This window comes from Mycobacterium sp. 1465703.0 (assembly GCF_001672975.1).
Lineage (GTDB): Bacteria > Actinomycetota > Actinomycetes > Mycobacteriales > Mycobacteriaceae > Mycobacterium.
Genome location: NZ_LZKU01000189.1, coordinates 1 through 17,856, shown reverse-complemented (window position 1 = coordinate 17,856; position 17,856 = coordinate 1). Strand labels below are relative to the sequence as shown.

Genomic DNA, 17,856 nt, shown 5'->3' with positions numbered 1-17,856 from the left:
TGCCCGACCAGCCGTGGCAGCGCGCCATCGAGGCGACCGAGGCAGCCGACGTGATGGTGGTGGTGGGGACCTCGGCGTCGTCTTGCCAGGCGGCGATGGCGCGATGGCCCGCATTCGGTTGGACATCGGCGACCAGATAGTGACGCCACAGATACCAGCCCCAGACCCGCTGCGGATTGTCGCGCCAGCCCTGTGTGCTGGACAGCTCATAGGGGTCGAAGCGGGCCCACAATCCGTTCTTGTCATCGCGGAAGGTTGGCACACCGCTCTCCGCGGAAATACCTGCGCCGCTGAGCACCGCTACTCGCATTCCACCAAGATAGTCAGGGGTGGTGGATAGGTGGAGGATACTGAAGTCGTGGAGCTGGGTGACTGGTTGAAGGTCGACATGAAGGCGGGAAAGCCGTTGTTCGACCAGCTCCGGACGCAGGTCATCGAAGGAGTCCGGGAGGGCGCGCTGCCGCCCGGCAGCCGATTGCCCACCGTGCGTGATCTGGCCAGCCAGCTCGGCGTCGCCGTCAACACCGTGGCTCGCGCCTACCGGGAGCTGGAAAGCGCCGCCATCATCGAAACGCGGGGCCGCTTCGGCACTTTCATCGCCCGGTACGACCCGACCGACGCCGCGATGGCGGCCGCGGCCCGCGAGTACGTTCGCGTTGCGCGCGGACTCGGACTGGGCAAAGCCGACGCGGTGCGCTACATCGAAGCGGTGCCCGACGAGTGAGGCGTAATCGGTGGGCGTCGATATCCCCGAAAAGTCTTGGCGCACAAACTGTCTGCTTGCCGCAGCTCAGCGCAACACCTTGTCCAGCGTGCGCAGATTGCGCGTCGTGGTCGACGACTTGAACCGCGGCTTACCCATCGTCTTGCCGATGCTGCTGTCCAGGGTGCTGCCCTTGGGAACCTGCCAATAGATCACGCCGTCACCGCGACGGATCTTCTCGTCGGGACCCTTGTTCAGCGCGGCGAGTTCGTCCAGCACGGCCGGGTCGGCCACGAAGGTTACGTAGGACTGATAGCCGTCGACCTCACGCTCGAACGGGTAAGCGTCGGACACGGCGCGGACCGTGTCGATGTCATAGGCCAGCACCCACGCGTCGTAGCCGAACCGGTCACGCAACGCGGCTTCGGCCTTTTTGCGCACCGACGCCACACCGGCGGTTGACTCGAGCAGGACGTTGCCGGTGGCGAGGATAGTCCGTACCTCGGTGAACCCCGCGTCGGTCAATGCGGCCGCCACCTCGGCCATCTTCAGGTTGACGCCCCCGACGTTGACGCCACGCAGGAACGCCGCGTACTTGGTCATGGATCGATTGCATCACCTCGGCCCGACAACGACGATCCCGGGCCGTCCGACGTAGGCTTTCGTCATGGGACGCCAAGTCTTCGACGACAAGCTGTTGGCCTTGATCAGTGGACATTCCCTCGGGGTGCTGGCCACCATCAAGCGCGATGGACGGCCGCAGCTGTCGAACGTGAGCTATCACTTCGACCCACGCAGCTTGGCGATCCAGGTATCGATCACCGAGCCGCGGGCCAAGACTCGCAACCTGCGCCGCGACCCGCGGGCGTCGATCCTGGTCGACGCCGACGACGGGTGGTCCTATGCCGTCGCCGAAGGCACTGCCGAGCTGACGCCGCCGGCCGCCGCGCCCGACGACGACACCGTGGAGGCGCTGATTGCGTTGTACCGCAACATCGCAGGTGAACATCCGGACTGGGATGAATACCGCCAGGCAATGGTCACCGACCGGCGGGTGCTGCTGACGCTGCCGATCTCGCACATGTACGGCATGCCGCCGGGTATGCGGTAGCCGCATCGCCTACCAAACCATTTGGCCGGACCGGGACTAGGCTGCCCGGTATGGCTGAATCGAATGCCCGGCAGGGTGCGAAGTCGTCGGAATCTTCGGGGGCTGCCGGATCGCCCGGGTCGGACGACGACACCAAGCGCAAATTCCGCGAAGCCCTGGACCGCAAGATGGCGAAATCCTCGAATGGGTCCGACCACAAGGACGGCACGGGCAAGCAAGCGCGGGCGCACGGTGCGGTGGGAAACCGGCGCGAATTCCGCCGCAAGAGCGGCTGATTGCCGAGAAGTACTAGGGGACTAGCCCTTGGTTGAGTCCCGGGTCGGTGAATAGGCCGATCGAGGGGTCGGCTTGGCCTGGTTTGCCGCGCAGGCTTCCTCGGGTGCTGGGGTGTTCGAAGTTCACTGCGGACGGGTCGTTTTGGTGTGCCCAGTCCGCCACGATGGTGCGTTGCATGAACTTCCAGTGGCCGTCGTGTCTGGTGTAGGTGTCCAGGTACCGCCCGCCGATGATGACGTCGATGTCGTGCTCGGGGCCGGCGAAGGTGTGGAATACCAGGCAGTAGATCTCGCCGCGGGCCGTGTCGCCTTCGACCACGAAGTTCGTTGTGGTGACGTTGTGTTGGGAGACCCGCACATACGGCTCGGCGGCCCGTAATTGTGCAATGAACTGTTCGACGCCGCCCGTCGAGAACGAACCGTGCGAGTCGGTCGCGTCGGGGTGGTACAGCTCTCGGAGGCCTGCGTAATCGGCCCTGTCGACGGCCCGGCAATAGGAATTGACCAGCGCGTGCAGTTCGTCGCGGTCGAGCATCAGCGCCAATCGGGCCTCATCCACCACCACGTCACGATAACTCGATGGTTATGGTGCTGATCGTGGGCGGCGTCTTGGCGGTTAGTGTCCAACCACTGGGTCACGGTCGTAGGGTGTTCAGCGAAAGGAAGGTCTTTGACGGATGAAACTTTGGCTGGCTCAAGATCCCGAGGCCGACGCGCTGCTGGACGAGAATCCATTGGCGCTGCTCATCGGGATGGTCCTCGATCAGCAGGTGCCCTTCGAGACCGCCTTCGCGGGACCGAAGAAGATCGCCGACCGGATGGGCAGCTTCGGCGCCCATGAAATCGCCGAGTACGACCCCGACAAGTTCGCCGCGTTGTGCTCGGAAAAGCCTGCGATACACCGGTTCCCGGGATCGATGGCCAAACGTATCCAGACCCTGGCCCAGATCATCGTGGACCGTTACGACGGCAATGCCGCCGGTTTGTGGACCGCGGGCGACCCTGATGGCGAGGAGCTGCTGCGGCGCATCAAGGGCCTGCCCGGTTTCGGCGACGTCAAGGCGCAGATCTTTCTGGCACTGCTGGGCAAACAGTACGGCGTTACTGTCAAAGGCTGGCGCGCGGCGGCCGGGCAATTCGGCAAAGCCGGCACGCACATCTCCGTTGCCGATATCGTGGACGCCCAATCGATGGCTGAGGTGCGTTCCTACAAGAAGCAGTTGAAAGCGGCAGCCAAAGCGGCGAAGTAGTGGGTGCACAGAAGGGAAGGGCGACAACGTGAAGACACACATAACGTGTCCGTGCGGCGAAGCCATCGTCGGCAAGGATGAGGACGAACTGGTCGAGTTGACCCAAGCTCACCTCGCCAGTGATCATCCTGGCCTCGAGTACGACCGCGACGCCATCTTGTTCATGGCGTACTAGCGACGCACCGTCCAACGGGAATGCGCGTGCCCCCGGTCGGGGTACACGCGCATTCGCAGACGGTGAAATGGTGGGGTCGGCCGGTTATGGCACCACCGTGGAGCCGATCGTTGGCATGAACTGGCACTGCTTTTCCTTGGTGGTGACCTGCCCGAAGATCGTCGACATGATGCTGCCCGAACCGGTGTCGGCGATCGCGCTCAATGTCGTCGGCCCGTCCGGGTTGATGTCCGGACGCGGTTTGAGGGCCACCGTCCCCGACTTGCCGGTGGAGAGGTTCACCCAGGTGACGTTCAGCGGCAGCTTCTGCACCTCGGCTGGCCCGGGCGTGCCGACCGCGGTGAACACGTAGGCGGTCTGGCCGGGTCCCGGGCCGGGCAGCGGAATCTTGGCCGGCCCCGCTACCGACAGCGCGGTAGCGATGGCGCTGGTGCCGTCCGCCAGGCAGTTGGTGCCGATCGACGGGTACATGAAGTCCTGGGTGGGCGGCGTGTCAGCGCCGAACCCCGGAGCTGCCGCCGCGGGCACGGCGTCCGGCGCGGGCGCCGGAGCAGGTGCCGGTGCCGGTGCGGCTTCGGGAGCCGGTGGTGTCGCGGCCGGTGCCGGTGGCGCCGGGACGGGTGCCGCGACGGGGACATTGGCCGGTTGCACAGGCCCCGGTGCGGCAGGTGCTGCGGCGGGGGCCGGGCCGGCGGCATGTGCCGGGTCGATACCCGCCGGCAGGTGCGCCTGCGGTGCCGGAGCGGCGGGCGCTGTGGGTGCCGGAGCAGCGGCGGGGGCCGGACCTGCGGCGTGTGCCGGGTCGATACCGGCCGGCAGGTGCGCCTGCAAACCGGGTTCTACTCCTGCTGCGGGCACGTGTTGCGTCGGCGCGGTTTCGGGCGGCGTCACGCCGTTGGGCACCGGCGCGCCGGGCTCCGCGACGAACTGATTCACCGCTGCCGCAACGTTTTTGGACTCGGTAGGGGTGGTCGGGTTGTGCGCGAAGGCTTGCGCGGCGGCCATCAGCAGCTGTGTCGCTTGCTGCGGGTCACTGGCCGCCTGCTGGATGAGCGGGCTGAGCTGCGACAGGGCAGGCAGGCCCGGCAGTCCTTGGGCCGCATTCGGTTGTGGTATCGGCTGCGGCGCCGCCGGGTCGGCTGCCGCGCTCGGGCAGAGCCCGAACGCGACAGCCGATGCCGTGACGACAGCGGCCAAACCTTTGGACAGATTCCAAGTGGTTGCCACGGTGTCCTCCGGTTCTCGTAGTGGTTTAGCCGTTGATGAAACTGATCAGGGCAGGGCGGCCAGCAGCGGCGCTACCGGGCTGGCGGCCGGGGCGGGTGCCCCCGCTGCCGCGGGTGCCGGTGCCGCGGGTGCCGGTGCGCCCGGCGCCTGCCCCGAAGCGAGCGCCGGCAGATCCTGCGGAAGCGTCACTTTCGGCGGCACACTGACCGGGAGGCCAGCCGGCATCGCCGGCATGTTGACCTGCGCCTGCGGAACCGGCGGGGCCGGCGGAGTGGCCGGTGCCGCCGGTGTCGACAGTCCCGGGATCGTCGGCAGTCCCGGGATCGTCGGAGCGGCCGGCGCGGCGGGAGCCGCAGCGGCCGGCTGCGCACCCGTCAGGCCCTGGATCATCCCCGGAATGCCACCGGTAGCCGTTGACGGCGCGGCGGGCGCCGCCGACTGCGTCAGCCCGGGCAGGAAGGGGTTGGCTGCCGACGAGGGTGCGGGGGCCGCCGGAGTCGCCGACTGCGTCAGCCCGGGAAGCGAGGGAAGACCCGCCACCGGAGACGCCGGGCTCGCCGGCGAGGTGGCCGCGGGAACACCCGGGAAGCTGATCCCCGCATTGGCCGGAGCCGCCGGGGGCGTGGCGCCGAGAGCGGTCGCGAGGTTCTGCAGGATCTGCGGTGCGTTGGCCGCCGAACTGATCAGCTGCTGCGGAATGTTCGGCAGTTGTGGGGCCGGCACGGGGTCGGCGTGGGCGATACCGCCCGTCAATAGCGCTGCGGACGAACCGACCACGACGGCGGCTGCACGCATGTAAGTCCAGATGGTTGGCATGACTCTCCCTGATTGATCGATTACAGGTTCGGCGCTGAAGTTACTTTGATGCAGATGAGACTCAAGTGACACGTGTGGCATTTATGAACTCGTTACTGATACGAGTGACAGCGGTGACCGAACGCGCGAAATCGGCGTTGTTACGGGCTTTTTAGAGCGGGCGCGGACCGACAGCGCCGTGGCGGATGTCCCGCTCGCTAAAGTCGGGCGGATAAACACCACCTCGGCCGCCCCGGCGGCACCCACTACCCAACGGTTGGCGAGTCTCCTTCAGGTGTCGGCGCCGATGCTGCTCGTCGCGAGCGTCGCCGCGCGGCTGGCCTGGACGTATCTGGCTCCTAACGGCGCGAACTTCGTCGACCTGCACGTGTACCTCGGCGGGGCGGCCGCGATCGACCGTCCCGGCACCTTGTACAGCTACGTCTACGCCGACCAGACGCCGGACTTCCCGCTGCCGTTCACCTATCCGCCGTTTGCGGCCGTGGTCTTCTATCCACTGCACGTGTTGCCGTTCGGCCTGGTGGCTTTCCTGTGGCAGATCGCGACCATGGCCGCGCTCTACGGCGCGATCCGGCTCAGCCAGCGTCTGATGGGCGTCGCGGCCGGCGACGGCCGACGCCTCGCGATGTTGTGGACGGCCATCGCCATCTGGATCGAGCCGCTGCGCAGCACATTCGACTACGGCCAGGTCAACGTGTTGCTGATGACGGCGGTGCTGTGGGCGGTTTACACCTCGCGGTGGTGGCTGTCGGGACTGTTGATCGGCGTGGCGGCGGGAATCAAGCTGACCCCGGCGATCTCCGGCGTTTATCTGGTCGGCGCCCGCCGGTGGGGCGCGGCGGTGTTCTCGGCGGTCGTTTTCGTTGCCACCATTGGGATTTCGGTCCTGGTGGTCGGCGATCAGACGCGGTACTACTTCACCGACCTGCTGGGCGACGCCCACCGGGTGGGCCCCATCGCCACGTCGTTCAATCAGTCCTGGCGCGGCGGCATTTCGCGGATCCTGGGCCATGATGTCGGCTTCGGCCCGCAGCTGGTGGCCGCCGTCGCCGTCACCGCGGTGCTGGCCGTGCTGGCCTGGCGCGCACTGGACTCCGCCGATCGGCTGGGCAGGCTCTTGGTGGTGGAGCTGTTCGGGCTGCTGCTCTCACCGATTTCGTGGACCCATCACTGGGTGTGGCTGGTGCCGCTGATGATCTGGGCCATCCACGGCCCGGGGCGCGAGTTGCGCGGAGCGCGCATCGTGGGCTGGGGTTGGCTGGGGCTCACCGTGATCGGCGTGCCGTGGTTGCTGAGCTTCGCCCAACCGAACATCTGGCAGATCAGCCGGCCGTGGTACCTGGCCTGGGCCGGGCTCATCTACATCGTGGCCGCGGTGGCGACGTTGATCTGGATCGCGGCCGCCGGCAGCCGGGAGAACAAGGGCGCAGTGGCGCTCTAGCTGTCGACGATGCCGTTGATATCGCGGGCCATGTCGATATCGTTCTTGGTGATGCCACCCTCCGAGTGCGTGACAAGAGCGAAAGTCACTGTCCGCCAACGAATATCGATGTCCGGGTGATGGTCTTTGCTTTCCGCGTGCTCGCCCACCCGGCGTACGGCATCGATGCCGGCGAGAAAACTCGGAAATTTGATCGAGCGGCGCAGGGCGCCCTCGGCGCGCTCCCATCCGTTGAGGTCGGGCAGTGCGGCATCTACTTGCTCATCCGTTAACACAGCCATGCCCCGACGGTATACCTTCGCCGGTCACGCCACGGAGATGAATTCGCGGCGACCGAAGATGCGACCCTCCCGGATGGCGGGGTCACTTACGACGCAACGGCGGGGCCTGTTGGCTGATTCTTCTGATCCAGCTGCACCACGACGCTTGACTCCGGCGGATTGTTTCGTCCTTGGTACGCCGACTCGAGGATCGCCGGAACCCTTTGCAGGTCGCGGGCCACGCCCATCAGTTCCTCCAGGATCATGATTCGTTGCTGATTCGCCTCGGCCAGCGTGCTGCGGGCCTGATCATCGAAATAGCGTGCCCGCTGCTTTGCGTCGGCGAGGAGTTGTTCGCGCTCATCCTGGGCTTCCTGCCACGCCTTGTCGATCGACGATTGGGCTTCCGCCCGCATCCTGGCGAGCTCGGCATCGAACTCTTTTCGGGTCGCCGCGCACTCTGCCTCCAGCGCTTGTCGCTGCGCGGCGATGTCGGCCAGTAACTCCCGGTGCTCTCGTTGAGCGGTCTCGGCTTCGGCCTCAGCCTCGGCGACGCGCGCTTCTACCTCGGCGCGCGACTCGCTCTGCATCTGGGAGATCTCATCGAGCGCACGCCGCAGCAACCTCCCCATCCGATGTTGCATCGCGTAGGGCGACGGCGAAGTGTCCGAGAGCAGGGCGACCTCGTCGGCGAGGCAGGCGACTTCGATCCGCAGCGCGGCCGCTTCATCGCCGGATTCGTTTCGCCGGGTCCTGAGATCGTTGACTTCGTCGATCAGGAGCTTTTGTTTGGCGAGCAACACCTGGATGTAGGCATCGACCGCAGCCGTGTCATAGCCTCTGAAGGTGCGGGGGAACGTTTTTGCCGGTTCGGTGATCATTGCCACCCCCCATTCCTGGAAGTGCCTATTGGATAGTGACCCGACTAGCGTCGAGTATCCCACGGTGGCGCTCAAACTGTAACAGAGCCGTTGTGCTGCAAGGGAATTCGATCCGCATCGGGAGGGTTCGACGCCGTTGGCGATGAATTCGACCGTCGCCGGCCAAGGGCGCCGTGCCCGGCTGACGGCCCCGGCGGTATACCGTCACTGGCCATGCCGACCCAGATTGTCGTCGCGGGCGCCCTGATCTGCGACTCCAAGCTCTTGGTGGCGCAGCGCGTCCGTCCGCCGGCGCTGGCCGGCCGCTGGGAGCTGCCCGGGGGCAAGGTCGCGCCCGGCGAAACGGAACGCGACGCGCTGGCTCGCGAGTTGGCCGAGGAGTTGGGCCTGGCGGTCGGCGACGTCGCGGTCGGCCACCGGTTGGGTGCCGACATAGTGGCGGGCGGGATCACGCTTCGGGCCTACCGGGTGCGGCTGATCCGGGGCGAACCCGACGCTCGTGACCACCGCGCGTTGCGCTGGATCACCGCTGCTGAGCTCGACGAACTCGACTGGGTTCCGGCCGATCGCGGCTGGTTGGGGGACCTGACCACCGCGCTGCAAACAGCTACCTCATAACAAGTACACAGACTCCCGGCAGCTGATGTACAGCCGTGTTGCAGGTCTTCGCAGTGAACTGAAGAGAACGCCATGACGTGTAAACAAGACGCCACAAAAGCTGCCCTGGATGCGCGTGCCGATAGCGAGTCGATGCTTGTTCAGACCTTGCCGTCGCGGCCTCGACGCCGGGCCGGGGACAGCGACCGGGGCCGCCAAAACCAATGCTCATGACACCTTTTTCCAACAACTTCCCACCCGCGGCGAACCTGATTCCGTCCCCGATCCAGACCTATGCTGAGCCGAATTGCCCTCCAGCTTGCGGGCTTGAAATGCCGAACACTGAGCCGATCCGGGCCGGGTTGGGCGGCTGGATCACCGGGCTGATTGCCGAACACAACACACACCGGGTCGAACGAACGGCCCGTCGACGAGGCGCGACGCTATCGAATCGGAGGAGCGTTTTTTGACTGTCACACCTCACATCGGCGGAGTGCTCGAGGAACTCCTGGAACGCAGCGGGCGGTTCTTCACCCCCGGTGAGATCTCGGCCGATCTGCGCACCGTCACGCGCCAGGGCGGCCGCGAAGCCGACGTCTTCTACCGCGACCGGTGGAGCCACGACAAGGTGGTTCGCTCCACCCACGGGGTGAACTGCACCGGATCATGCTCGTGGAAGATTTACGTCAAAGACGGGATCATCACCTGGGAGACCCAACAGACCGACTATCCGTCGGTGGGTCCGGACCGGCCCGAGTACGAGCCGCGCGGCTGTCCGCGTGGTGCGTCGTTCTCCTGGTACAGCTACTCGCCCACCCGGGTGCGCTATCCGTATGCCAGGGGGATGTTGGTCGAGATGTACCGGGAAGCCAAGGCGCGGCTGGGCGATCCGGTGCTGGCCTGGGCCGACATCCAGGCGGATCCCGAACGCCGTCGTCGCTATCAGCAGGCTCGCGGAAAGGGTGGACTGGTTCGGATCACCTGGGCCGAGGCCACCGAGTTGATCGCCGCCGCCCACGTGCACACCATCAAAACCTACGGGCCGGATCGCGTCGCCGGATTTTCTCCGATCCCGGCGATGTCGATGGTGTCCTACACCGCGGGCTCGCGGTTCTTCGAGCTGATCGGCGCCCCCATGACGTCCTTCTACGACTGGTACGCCGACCTCCCGGTGGCCTCGCCGCAGGTCTTCGGCGACCAGACCGATGTGCCGGAATCCGGGGATTGGTGGGACGCAGCGTATTTGATGATGTGGGGCTCCAACGTTCCGATCACCCGCACACCCGACGCGCACTGGATGGCCGAGGCGCGCTACCGCGGCACCAAGGTGGTGACCGTCAGCCCGGACTACGCCGACAACACCAAGTTCGCCGACGAGTGGATGCCCTGCGCGGCCGGCACCGACGGCGCGCTGGCCATGGCGATGGGTCACGTCATTCTCTCCGAATGCTATGTGCGCAAGCAGGTTCCGTTCTTCACCGACTATTCCCGCCGCTACACCGACTTGCCCTTTTTGATCAAGCTGGAACAGCGTGGCGACATGCTGGTCCCGGGCAAGAACCTGACGGCGGCGGACCTGGGCGAGCCGGTCGAGAACGCCGCACTCAAGCCCGCAGTGCTGGATGAGGTCACCAATTCGGTTGTGGTGCCGTATGGCTCGCTGGGGTTTCGGTACGGCGAGTCCGGCGTCGGAAAGTGGAACCTCGACCTCGGCGACCTGACGCCGGCGCTCAGTGTGCGAGACGCGCACGGCACAGCAGATGACAGCACCGCGCTGGTCCACTTGGCCAGCTTCGACACCGTGGACGGCGAGGGCGCGACCGTGGCCCGCGGCGTCCCGGTACGCCGTATCGGTGAACACATGGTGTGCACCGTCTTCGACCTGATGCTCGCCCAGTACGGCGTGGCACGACCCGGCCTGCCCGGCGAATGGCCAACCGGGTACGACGACGCGACTCAGCAGAACACCCCGGCATGGCAGGAGGCGATCACCGGAGTATCGGCCGCCCAGGCCATCCGGGTGGCAAGGGAATTCGCGCACAGTGCCGAGGAATCCGGCGGCCGCTCGATGATCATCATGGGTGGCGGCATCTGCCACTGGTTCCACAGCGACGCGATTTACCGTGCGGTGCTGGCACTGCTGATGCTGACCGGATCGATGGGCCGCAACGGCGGTGGCTGGGCCCACTACGTCGGCCAGGAAAAAGTGCGCCCGCTCACCGGATTCCAGACGATGGCCATGGCAACGGATTGGGTGCGCCCGCCGCGACAGGTGCCCGGCGCGTCGTACTGGTACGCACACACCGACCAATGGCGCTACGACGGATACGGCGCGGACAAACTGGCCAGCCCGGTCGGCCGGGGCAGGTTCGCGGGTAAGCACACCATGGACCTGCTGGCGTCCTCGGTGGCCATGGGGTGGAGTCCGTTCTATCCCCAGTTCGACCGATCCAGCCTGGACGTGGCCGACGAGGCACGCGCCGCTGATCGCGACGTCACCGACTACGTGGCCGAACAGCTCGGCCAGCGCAAACTCAAACTCGCCGTGACCGATCCGGACAACCCGGTGAATTGGCCGCGGGTGCTTACCGTGTGGCGGGCCAACCTGATCGGGTCCTCGGGCAAGGGCGGCGAATACTTCCTGCGTCACCTGTTGGGCACCGACTCCAACGCTTCGGCGCTGCCGCCCGAGGACGGGGTACGGCCCGTCGGCGTGACCTGCGAAGGGGACATCCCCGAGGGCAAGCTCGACTTGATGATGTCGATCGACTTCCGGATGACCTCGACCACGCTGGTGTCCGATGTCGTGCTGCCGGCGGCTACCTGGTATGAGAAGGCCGACATCTCCAGCACCGACATGCACCCCTACGTGCACGCATTCAGTGCCGCGACCGATCCACCGTGGGAAACCCGTTCGGACTTCGACGCATTCGGTGCCATCGCCCGCGCCTTCAGCGCCATGGCCAAGGACCATCTGGGCACCCGCACCGATGTGGTGCTCACCGCACTGCAGCACGACACACCGGATGCGATGGCCTATCCCGATGGCACCGAACAGGATTGGCTGCACACCGGTGCGGCGCCGGCGCCCGGGCGGACGATGGGCAAGCTGACCGTGGTGGAGCGCGACTACACCGCCATTTACGACAAGTGGCTGACTCTGGGTCCGCTCGTCGACAAATTCGGCTTGACCACCAAGGGTGTCACCGTGCACCCGTTCCGCGAGGTCGAGGAGCTCGCCGCCAAGTTCGGTGTGATGAAATCCGGTGTGGCAGCCGGACGCCCGGCCATCACCACTGCTGCACGGATGGCCGACGTGGTGCTGCTGCTGTCCGGAACCACCAACGGCCGGCTGGCGGTCGAAGGCTTCCACGAACTGGAAAAGCGCACCGGTCAGCGGCTGGTGCATCTGGCCGAGGGGAGCGAGGACAAGCGCATCAGCTACGCCGACACCCAGGCTCGGCCCGTTCCCGTGGTCACCAGCCCGGAATGGTCGGGCAGCGAAACGGGTGGTCGTCGCTACGCGCCGTTCACCATCAACATCGAGAACCTCAAGCCGTTCCACACCCTGACCGGGCGGATGCACTTCTATCTCGCGCACGACTGGATCGAGGAACTCGGCGAGCATCTGCCGGTGTTCCGGCCGCCCCTGGACATGGCCCGCCTGTTCGGCCAGCCCACGCTTGGCGTATGCGAGGACGGCATCGGCCTCACCGTGCGATACCTGACCCCGCACTCGAAGTGGTCGTTCCACTCCACCTATCAGGACAACCTGTACATGCTGTCGCTGTCCCGCGGCGGCCCGACGATGTGGATGAGTCCGGGGGACGCGGCGAAAATCAATGTGCACGACAATGATTGGGTAGAGGCGGTCAACGTCAACGGTATCTACGTGTGCCGGGCGATCGTCAGCCACCGGATGCCCGACGGTGTGGTATTCGTCTACCACGTTCAGGAGCGGACCGTGGACACGCCACGCTCGCAAACCAACAACAAGCGCGGCGGCAACCACAACGCGCTGACCCGGGTGCGCATCAAGCCAAGCCACTTGGCCGGCGGCTGCGGACAACACGCGTTCGCGTTCAACTACTTAGGGCCGACCGGCAACCAGCGCGACGAGGTGACCGTGGTGCGCCGCCGCAGCCAGGAGGTGCAGTACTGATGTGCACCAACACGGCGCGGAAAGGGGGACCGCGATGAGGGTCATGGCGCAGTTGGCGATGGTGATGAACCTGGATAAGTGCATCGGTTGCCATACCTGCTCGGTGACGTGCAAACAGGCCTGGACCAACCGACCGGGCACCGAATACGTCTGGTTCAACAACGTCGAAACCCGTCCCGGACAAGGCTATCCACGTACCTACGAGGACCAGGAGCGGTGGCGCGGCGGCTGGATCCGCGACAAGAAGGGCCGGCTGCGGCTACGGGACGGCGGCCGGTTGCACAAGCTGCTGCGGATCTTCGCCAATCCGAAGTTGCCGGTCATCGGCGACTACTACGAGCCCTGGACGTACGACTACGAAAACCTGACCACCGCCCCCGCGGGTGACACCTTCCCGACGGCCGCCCCCAAGAGCCTGATAACCGGTGAGCGGATGAAAATTTCGTGGGGGCCGAACTGGGACGACAACCTGGCCGGGTCGCCGGAGATCCTGTCCGAGGACCCGATCCTGAAGAAGGTCAGCGAAGAGGTCAAACTCTCGCTCGAAGAAACGTTCATGTTCTACCTGCCGCGGATCTGCGAGCACTGCCTCAACCCGTCCTGCGTGGCGTCCTGCCCGTCGGGCGCGATGTACAAGCGCAGCGAGGACGGCATCGTGCTGGTGGACCAGGACCGCTGCCGCGGCTGGCGGATGTGCGTGTCCGGATGTCCTTACAAGAAGGTCTATTTCAACCACAAGACCGGCAAAGCCGAGAAGTGCACGCTGTGCTATCCGCGGATGGAGGTCGGCCTGCCGACCATCTGCTCGGAGACCTGCGTGGGACGGCTGCGCTACCTGGGTGTGGTGCTCTACGACGTCGACCGGGTGCTGGAAGCGGCGTCGGTGGAAAACGAGACCGATCTGTATCCGGCGCAATGCGAGATCCTGCTGGACCCCAATGACCCGGACGTCATTGCCGGTGCGTGGGCAGCGGGAATCCCGGACGAGTGGATCGAGGCCGCTCAGCGTTCCCCGGTGTACGCGCTGATCCACACCTACAAGGTGGCGCTGCCGCTGCACCCGGAATATCGCACCATGCCGATGGTTTGGTACATCCCACCGCTCTCGCCGGTGGTCGACGCGGTCAGCCGCGACGGTCACGACGGGGAAGACGTCGGCAACCTGTTCGGCGCGCTGGAAGCGCTGCGCATCCCGATGCAGTACCTGGCCGAACTGTTCACCGCCGGTGATACCGCGGTGGTCGAAGGCGTGTTAAGACGGTTGGCGGCGATGCGCTCCTACATGCGCGACATCAACCTCGGCCGCGAGACTCAGCCGCACATCCCGCATTCGGTCGGCCTGACCGAAGAAGAGATCTACGAGATGTACCGGCTGCTTGCCATCGCGAAATACGAAGAGCGCTATGTCATTCCGACCGCCTTCGCGCCGCAGGCCCGCGACCTCGAGGAGATGGGCTGCTCGCTGACGGGTGACGGCGGGCCCGGCATGTACGAGTCGGACCCGGTGGTGTCGGTGGAGACCTTCCACACCCTCCAGCAGCGCGGTGACGATCCCGGCAACCTGCGGCCGTCCGGCCGGGTGAACCTGCTCAACTGGGACGGCCACCGGGTGCCCGCCGAAATGTTTCCCGAAGCGCAGCAGCGATGAAGCTGCTTTCGGCGCTGCGGGAGCGTTCCACCAACCGGGTGATGCAGGATCGCCTGGTGTGGCAGGCGGCGTCGCTGCTGCTGGTTTACCCCGACGACGGGCTGGCCGGGCGGCTGGACGTTGTCGACGAGCTGCTCGCCCACATCAGCGGTCCGCCGGCGGCGCTGCTGCAGCAGACGGTCACGGCGCTGCGCGCGGCTGAACCGATGACCGCGGCGATGGACTACGTCGCCACCTTCGACATGCGACGGCGCTGCACCATGTATCTGACCTACTGGACCGCGGGGGATACCCGCAACCGCGGCCGGGAGATGCTGGCGTTCGCCACCGCCTACCGGGAGGCGGGTGTGCAGCCGCCGGGCGGCGAGGCGCCCGATCATCTGACCGTGGTGCTCGAATTCGCCGCCACCGTCGACCCCGAGGTGGGGCGACGACTGCTGACTCAGCACCGGGTGCCGATCGACGTGCTGCGCGGTGCCCTGGCCGACGCCAAATCTCCCTACCAGTCGACCGTGGCGGCGGTCTGCGAGACCCTGCCCGCTGCAACCGATCAGGAAATCCTCCGCGCCGAGCGGCTGGCCAAAGCCGGTCCGCCTGCGGAAGCCGTTGGGCTGCAACCGTTTACCTTGACCGTCCCACCTCGCAAAGGAACACCCAGTGTTTAGCAGCGTCCTGTTCTGGGACATCGCCCCCTACGTCACGCTGTCGGTGCTGATCGTGGGCACCTGGTGGCGCTACCGCTACGACAAATTCGGTTGGACCTCCAGGTCCTCGCAGATCTACGAGTCGCGACTGCTCAGCATCGCCAGCCCGATCTTCCATTTCGGCATCCTGGCGGTCTTCGCCGGACACGTGATGGGGCTGTTGGTTCCACCGAAGGTCACCCAGATGCTCAAGATGAGCGACCACTTCTATCACCTGCAGGCGGTGATCGCCGGATCGGCGGCCGGCATCGCGACGCTGATCGGCATCGGGTTGCTGATCTACCGGCGGTTCACCCGCCCGGCGGTGTCCATGGCCACCACTCGCAGCGACAAGGTGATGTACGTGGTGCTGGTGCTGGCGATCGTGGTGGGCCTGTACTGCGACCTGATCGGTACCGGACCGCACGGCGGGGAGTTCCACTATCGCTACACGGTCGGCTTGTGGTTCCGGCGGATCTGGGTGTTCCAGCCGCATGGCGAGGTGATGATCAACGCGCCGCTGGACTACCAGTTGCATGCCCTGATCGGCATGGTGCTGTTCACGCTGTGGCCCTTCACCCGGCTGGTACACGTGTTCAGCGCCCCGGTCGTCTACCTGTTCCGGCCCTACATCGTCTACCGCAGCCGTGAGGCGGCCGACAAGGGCCAACTTGTCGGCACGGCACCGCGCCGGCGGGGCTGGTAGCGAACCGGCGAAGGGCGCCCGGCCACCAGCCGGTTCGCTATCCCGGGCCCCCACTGCCACAATCACCGACGTGCTATTTCGCAACGTCGCCATCGTCGCCCACGTCGACCACGGAAAGACCACCCTGGTTGACGCGATGCTGCGGCAGTCGGGCGCGCTGCACCATCGGGGTGACGACGCTCAGGAACGCATCATGGACAGCGGTGACCTGGAGAAGGAAAAGGGCATCACCATCCTGGCCAAGAACACCGCCGTGCATCGTCACAACCCGGACGGCAGCGTGACGGTGATCAACGTGATCGACACCCCCGGCCACGCCGACTTCGGCGGCGAGGTGGAGCGCGGATTGTCCATGGTGGACGGGGTGCTGCTGCTGGTCGACGCGTCCGAGGGACCGTTGCCGCAGACCCGGTTCGTGCTGCGTAAGGCGCTGGCCGCGCATCTGCCGGTGATCCTGGTGGTCAACAAGACCGACCGGCCCGACGCGCGCATCGCCGAGGTGGTGGAGGCCAGCCACGACCTGTTGCTCGACGTCGCATCGGATCTGGATGACGAGGCGGCCGCGGCGGCCGAGCACGCGCTGGGCCTGCCGACGTTGTACGCATCCGGGCGCGCCGGCATCGCGAGCACCGAACAGCCCACTGACGGCGAGGTGCCGGCCGGCGACAACCTGGATCCGCTGTTCGACGTGTTGATGGAGCACATTCCGCCGCCGTCGGGCGATCCGGAGGCGCCGCTGCAGGCGCTGGTGACCAACCTCGACGCGTCGGCCTTCCTCGGCCGGCTGGCCCTGATCCGCATCTACAACGGCAAGCTGCGCAAGGGCCAGCAGGTCGCCTGGATGCGTGAGGTGGATGGGTTGCCGGTGATCACCAGCGCCAAGATCACCGAATTGCTGGCGACCGAGGGCGTCGAGCGCAGCGCCACCGACGAGGCGGTCGCGGGCGACATCGTGGCGGTGGCCGGGCTGCCCGAGATCATGATCGGCGATACGCTCGCCGACCCCGATCACGCCCACGCGCTGCCGCGCATCACCGTCGACGAGCCGGCGATATCGGTGACCATCGGCACCAACACCTCGCCGTTGGCGGGCAAGGTCTCCGGCCACAAGCTCACCGCGCGGATGGTCCGAAATCGGCTGGACTCCGAACTGGTCGGCAACGTGTCGATCCGGGTCGTCGACATCGGCCGGCCCGACGCGTGGGAGGTGCAGGGCCGCGGCGAACTGGCGCTGGCCGTGCTGGTCGAACAGATGCGCCGGGAGGGCTTCGAGCTCACGGTCGGCAAGCCGCAGGTGGTCACCCGCACCATCGACGGCAAGCTGCACGAACCGTTCGAGGCGATGACGATCGATTGCCCCGAAGAGTTCGTCGGCGCGATCACCCAGTTGATGGCCGCGCGCAAGGGCCGCATGGAGGAGATGACCAACCACGCGGCCGGCTGGGTCCGGATGGACTTCATCGTGCCCAGCCGCGGTCTGATCGGGTTTCGCACCGACTTCCTCACCATCACGCGCGGCACCGGCATCGCCAACGCGGTGTTCGACGGTTACCGGCCGTGGGCGGGGGAGATCCGGGCCCGTCACACCGGGTCGCTGGTGTCCGACCGGGCCGGCACCATCACGCCGTTCGCGCTGATTCAGCTCGCCGACCGGGGCCAGTTCTTCGTCGAACCCGGTCAGGACACCTACGAGGGCATGGTCGTCGGAATCAACCCGCGCGCAGAGGATCTCGACATCAACGTGACCCGGGAGAAGAAGCTGACCAACATGCGTTCGTCGACCGCCGATGTCATCGAAACGCTGGCCCGGCCGCTCGAGCTCGATCTCGAGCAGGCCATGGAATTCTGCGCGCAAGACGAATGCGTCGAGGTGACCCCGGAGATCGTGCGGGTGCGCAAGGTCGAGCTGGATGCCACCTCC

The 17,856-nt window shown here is 66.3% G+C and carries 19 protein-coding genes; 12 read left to right on the top strand and 7 right to left on the bottom strand.

Features of this window, described 5'->3' with window-relative positions; genetic code table 11:
- Window positions 1-310, bottom strand: a 310-nt coding sequence (locus tag A5625_RS17465; RefSeq protein WP_304441893.1) for a Sir2 family NAD-dependent protein deacetylase, incomplete at its 3' end; no start/stop codon positions are given.
- A 48-nt stretch (window positions 311-358) separates the two neighbouring features.
- Here A5625_RS17465 and A5625_RS17460 point away from each other — a divergent pair.
- Window positions 359-724 carry a GntR family transcriptional regulator gene (locus A5625_RS17460; protein ID WP_066996491.1) on the top strand — a complete coding sequence of 122 codons (366 nt, stop codon included), beginning with the start codon at window positions 359-361 and terminating at the stop codon, window positions 722-724.
- A gap of 66 nt (window positions 725-790) precedes the next feature.
- Here the strand turns inward: A5625_RS17460 and A5625_RS17455 are convergent, their stop codons facing one another.
- Window positions 791-1,306: a DUF1697 domain-containing protein gene (locus A5625_RS17455; protein ID WP_066996488.1), complete on the bottom strand. Its 516-nt coding sequence runs from the start codon at window positions 1,304-1,306 to the stop codon at window positions 791-793.
- A gap of 64 nt (window positions 1,307-1,370) precedes the next feature.
- Between A5625_RS17455 and A5625_RS17450 the strand changes: the two genes are divergently transcribed.
- Window positions 1,371-1,814 carry a PPOX class F420-dependent oxidoreductase gene (locus A5625_RS17450; RefSeq protein WP_066996485.1) on the top strand — a complete coding sequence of 148 codons (444 nt, stop codon included), beginning with the start codon at window positions 1,371-1,373 and terminating at the stop codon, window positions 1,812-1,814.
- A 50-nt stretch (window positions 1,815-1,864) separates the two neighbouring features.
- Entirely contained in the window at window positions 1,865-2,089 is a 225-nt protein-coding gene (locus A5625_RS17445; protein WP_066996482.1) for a DUF5302 domain-containing protein, read from the top strand.
- 13 nt (window positions 2,090-2,102) lie between these two features.
- Here A5625_RS17445 and A5625_RS17440 read toward each other — a convergent pair whose 3' ends face one another.
- Entirely contained in the window at window positions 2,103-2,654 is a 552-nt protein-coding gene (locus A5625_RS17440; RefSeq protein ID WP_066996479.1) for a nuclear transport factor 2 family protein, read from the bottom strand.
- Window positions 2,655-2,766: 112 nt separating this feature from the next.
- On the opposite strand from A5625_RS17440, the gene A5625_RS17435 reads away from it, so the two are divergent.
- Both A5625_RS17435 and A5625_RS17430 read left to right on the top strand, forming a co-directional pair.
- Window positions 2,767-3,339, top strand: coding sequence for an HhH-GPD-type base excision DNA repair protein (locus A5625_RS17435; protein ID WP_066996476.1), 573 nt, complete (start codon window positions 2,767-2,769; stop codon window positions 3,337-3,339).
- Between the two features lie 28 nt (window positions 3,340-3,367).
- Window positions 3,368-3,514: a DUF1059 domain-containing protein gene (locus A5625_RS17430; protein WP_066951537.1), complete on the top strand. Its 147-nt coding sequence runs from the start codon at window positions 3,368-3,370 to the stop codon at window positions 3,512-3,514.
- 84 nt (window positions 3,515-3,598) lie between these two features.
- Here the strand turns inward: A5625_RS17430 and A5625_RS17425 are convergent, their stop codons facing one another.
- On the bottom strand, window positions 3,599-4,741 hold the full coding sequence (locus tag A5625_RS17425; protein WP_066996473.1) for a hypothetical protein: 1,143 nt from the start codon (window positions 4,739-4,741) through the stop codon (window positions 3,599-3,601).
- A gap of 45 nt (window positions 4,742-4,786) precedes the next feature.
- The gene (locus A5625_RS17420) at window positions 4,787-5,557 is read right to left on the bottom strand and encodes a hypothetical protein (protein WP_066996470.1); all 771 of its coding nucleotides are present in this window, start codon (window positions 5,555-5,557) and stop codon (window positions 4,787-4,789) included.
- 178 nt (window positions 5,558-5,735) lie between these two features.
- Between A5625_RS17420 and A5625_RS17415 the strand changes: the two genes are divergently transcribed.
- Window positions 5,736-6,998 (top strand): mannosyltransferase, encoded by a 1,263-nt coding sequence (locus tag A5625_RS17415; protein WP_066996467.1) that lies wholly within the window; start codon window positions 5,736-5,738, stop codon window positions 6,996-6,998.
- On the opposite strand, the gene A5625_RS17410 is transcribed toward A5625_RS17415, so the two are convergent.
- Window positions 6,995-7,279, bottom strand: a complete 285-nt coding sequence (locus A5625_RS17410; protein ID WP_066996464.1) for a 4a-hydroxytetrahydrobiopterin dehydratase — start codon at window positions 7,277-7,279, stop codon at window positions 6,995-6,997. The genes A5625_RS17415 and A5625_RS17410 overlap by 4 nt on opposite strands.
- 86 nt (window positions 7,280-7,365) lie before the next feature.
- Window positions 7,366-8,139: a DivIVA domain-containing protein gene (locus tag A5625_RS17405; RefSeq protein WP_066996461.1), complete on the bottom strand. Its 774-nt coding sequence runs from the start codon at window positions 8,137-8,139 to the stop codon at window positions 7,366-7,368.
- 213 nt (window positions 8,140-8,352) lie between these two features.
- Between A5625_RS17405 and A5625_RS17400 the strand changes: the two genes are divergently transcribed.
- The 6 genes from A5625_RS17400 to typA form a co-directional block, all read left to right on the top strand.
- Window positions 8,353-8,757 carry a (deoxy)nucleoside triphosphate pyrophosphohydrolase gene (locus tag A5625_RS17400; protein ID WP_066996458.1) on the top strand — a complete coding sequence of 135 codons (405 nt, stop codon included), beginning with the start codon at window positions 8,353-8,355 and terminating at the stop codon, window positions 8,755-8,757.
- Window positions 8,758-9,202: 445 nt separating this feature from the next.
- On the top strand, window positions 9,203-12,898 hold the full coding sequence (locus A5625_RS17395; protein WP_066996455.1) for a nitrate reductase subunit alpha: 3,696 nt from the start codon (window positions 9,203-9,205) through the stop codon (window positions 12,896-12,898).
- A 34-nt stretch (window positions 12,899-12,932) separates the two neighbouring features.
- Window positions 12,933-14,546 (top strand): nitrate reductase subunit beta, encoded by a 1,614-nt coding sequence (gene narH / locus A5625_RS17390; protein ID WP_066996452.1) that lies wholly within the window; start codon window positions 12,933-12,935, stop codon window positions 14,544-14,546.
- Window positions 14,543-15,211, top strand: coding sequence for a nitrate reductase molybdenum cofactor assembly chaperone (gene narJ / locus A5625_RS17385; protein ID WP_066996449.1), 669 nt, complete (start codon window positions 14,543-14,545; stop codon window positions 15,209-15,211). Before narH ends, narJ begins: the two co-directional genes overlap by 4 nt.
- Entirely contained in the window at window positions 15,204-15,935 is a 732-nt protein-coding gene (gene narI, locus A5625_RS17380; protein WP_066996445.1) for a respiratory nitrate reductase subunit gamma, read from the top strand. The genes narJ and narI overlap by 8 nt, the downstream gene beginning before the upstream one ends.
- A gap of 70 nt (window positions 15,936-16,005) precedes the next feature.
- Window positions 16,006-17,856 (top strand): translational GTPase TypA (gene typA, locus A5625_RS17375; RefSeq protein WP_066996494.1); only part of this gene is annotated, 1,851 nt, incomplete at its 3' end.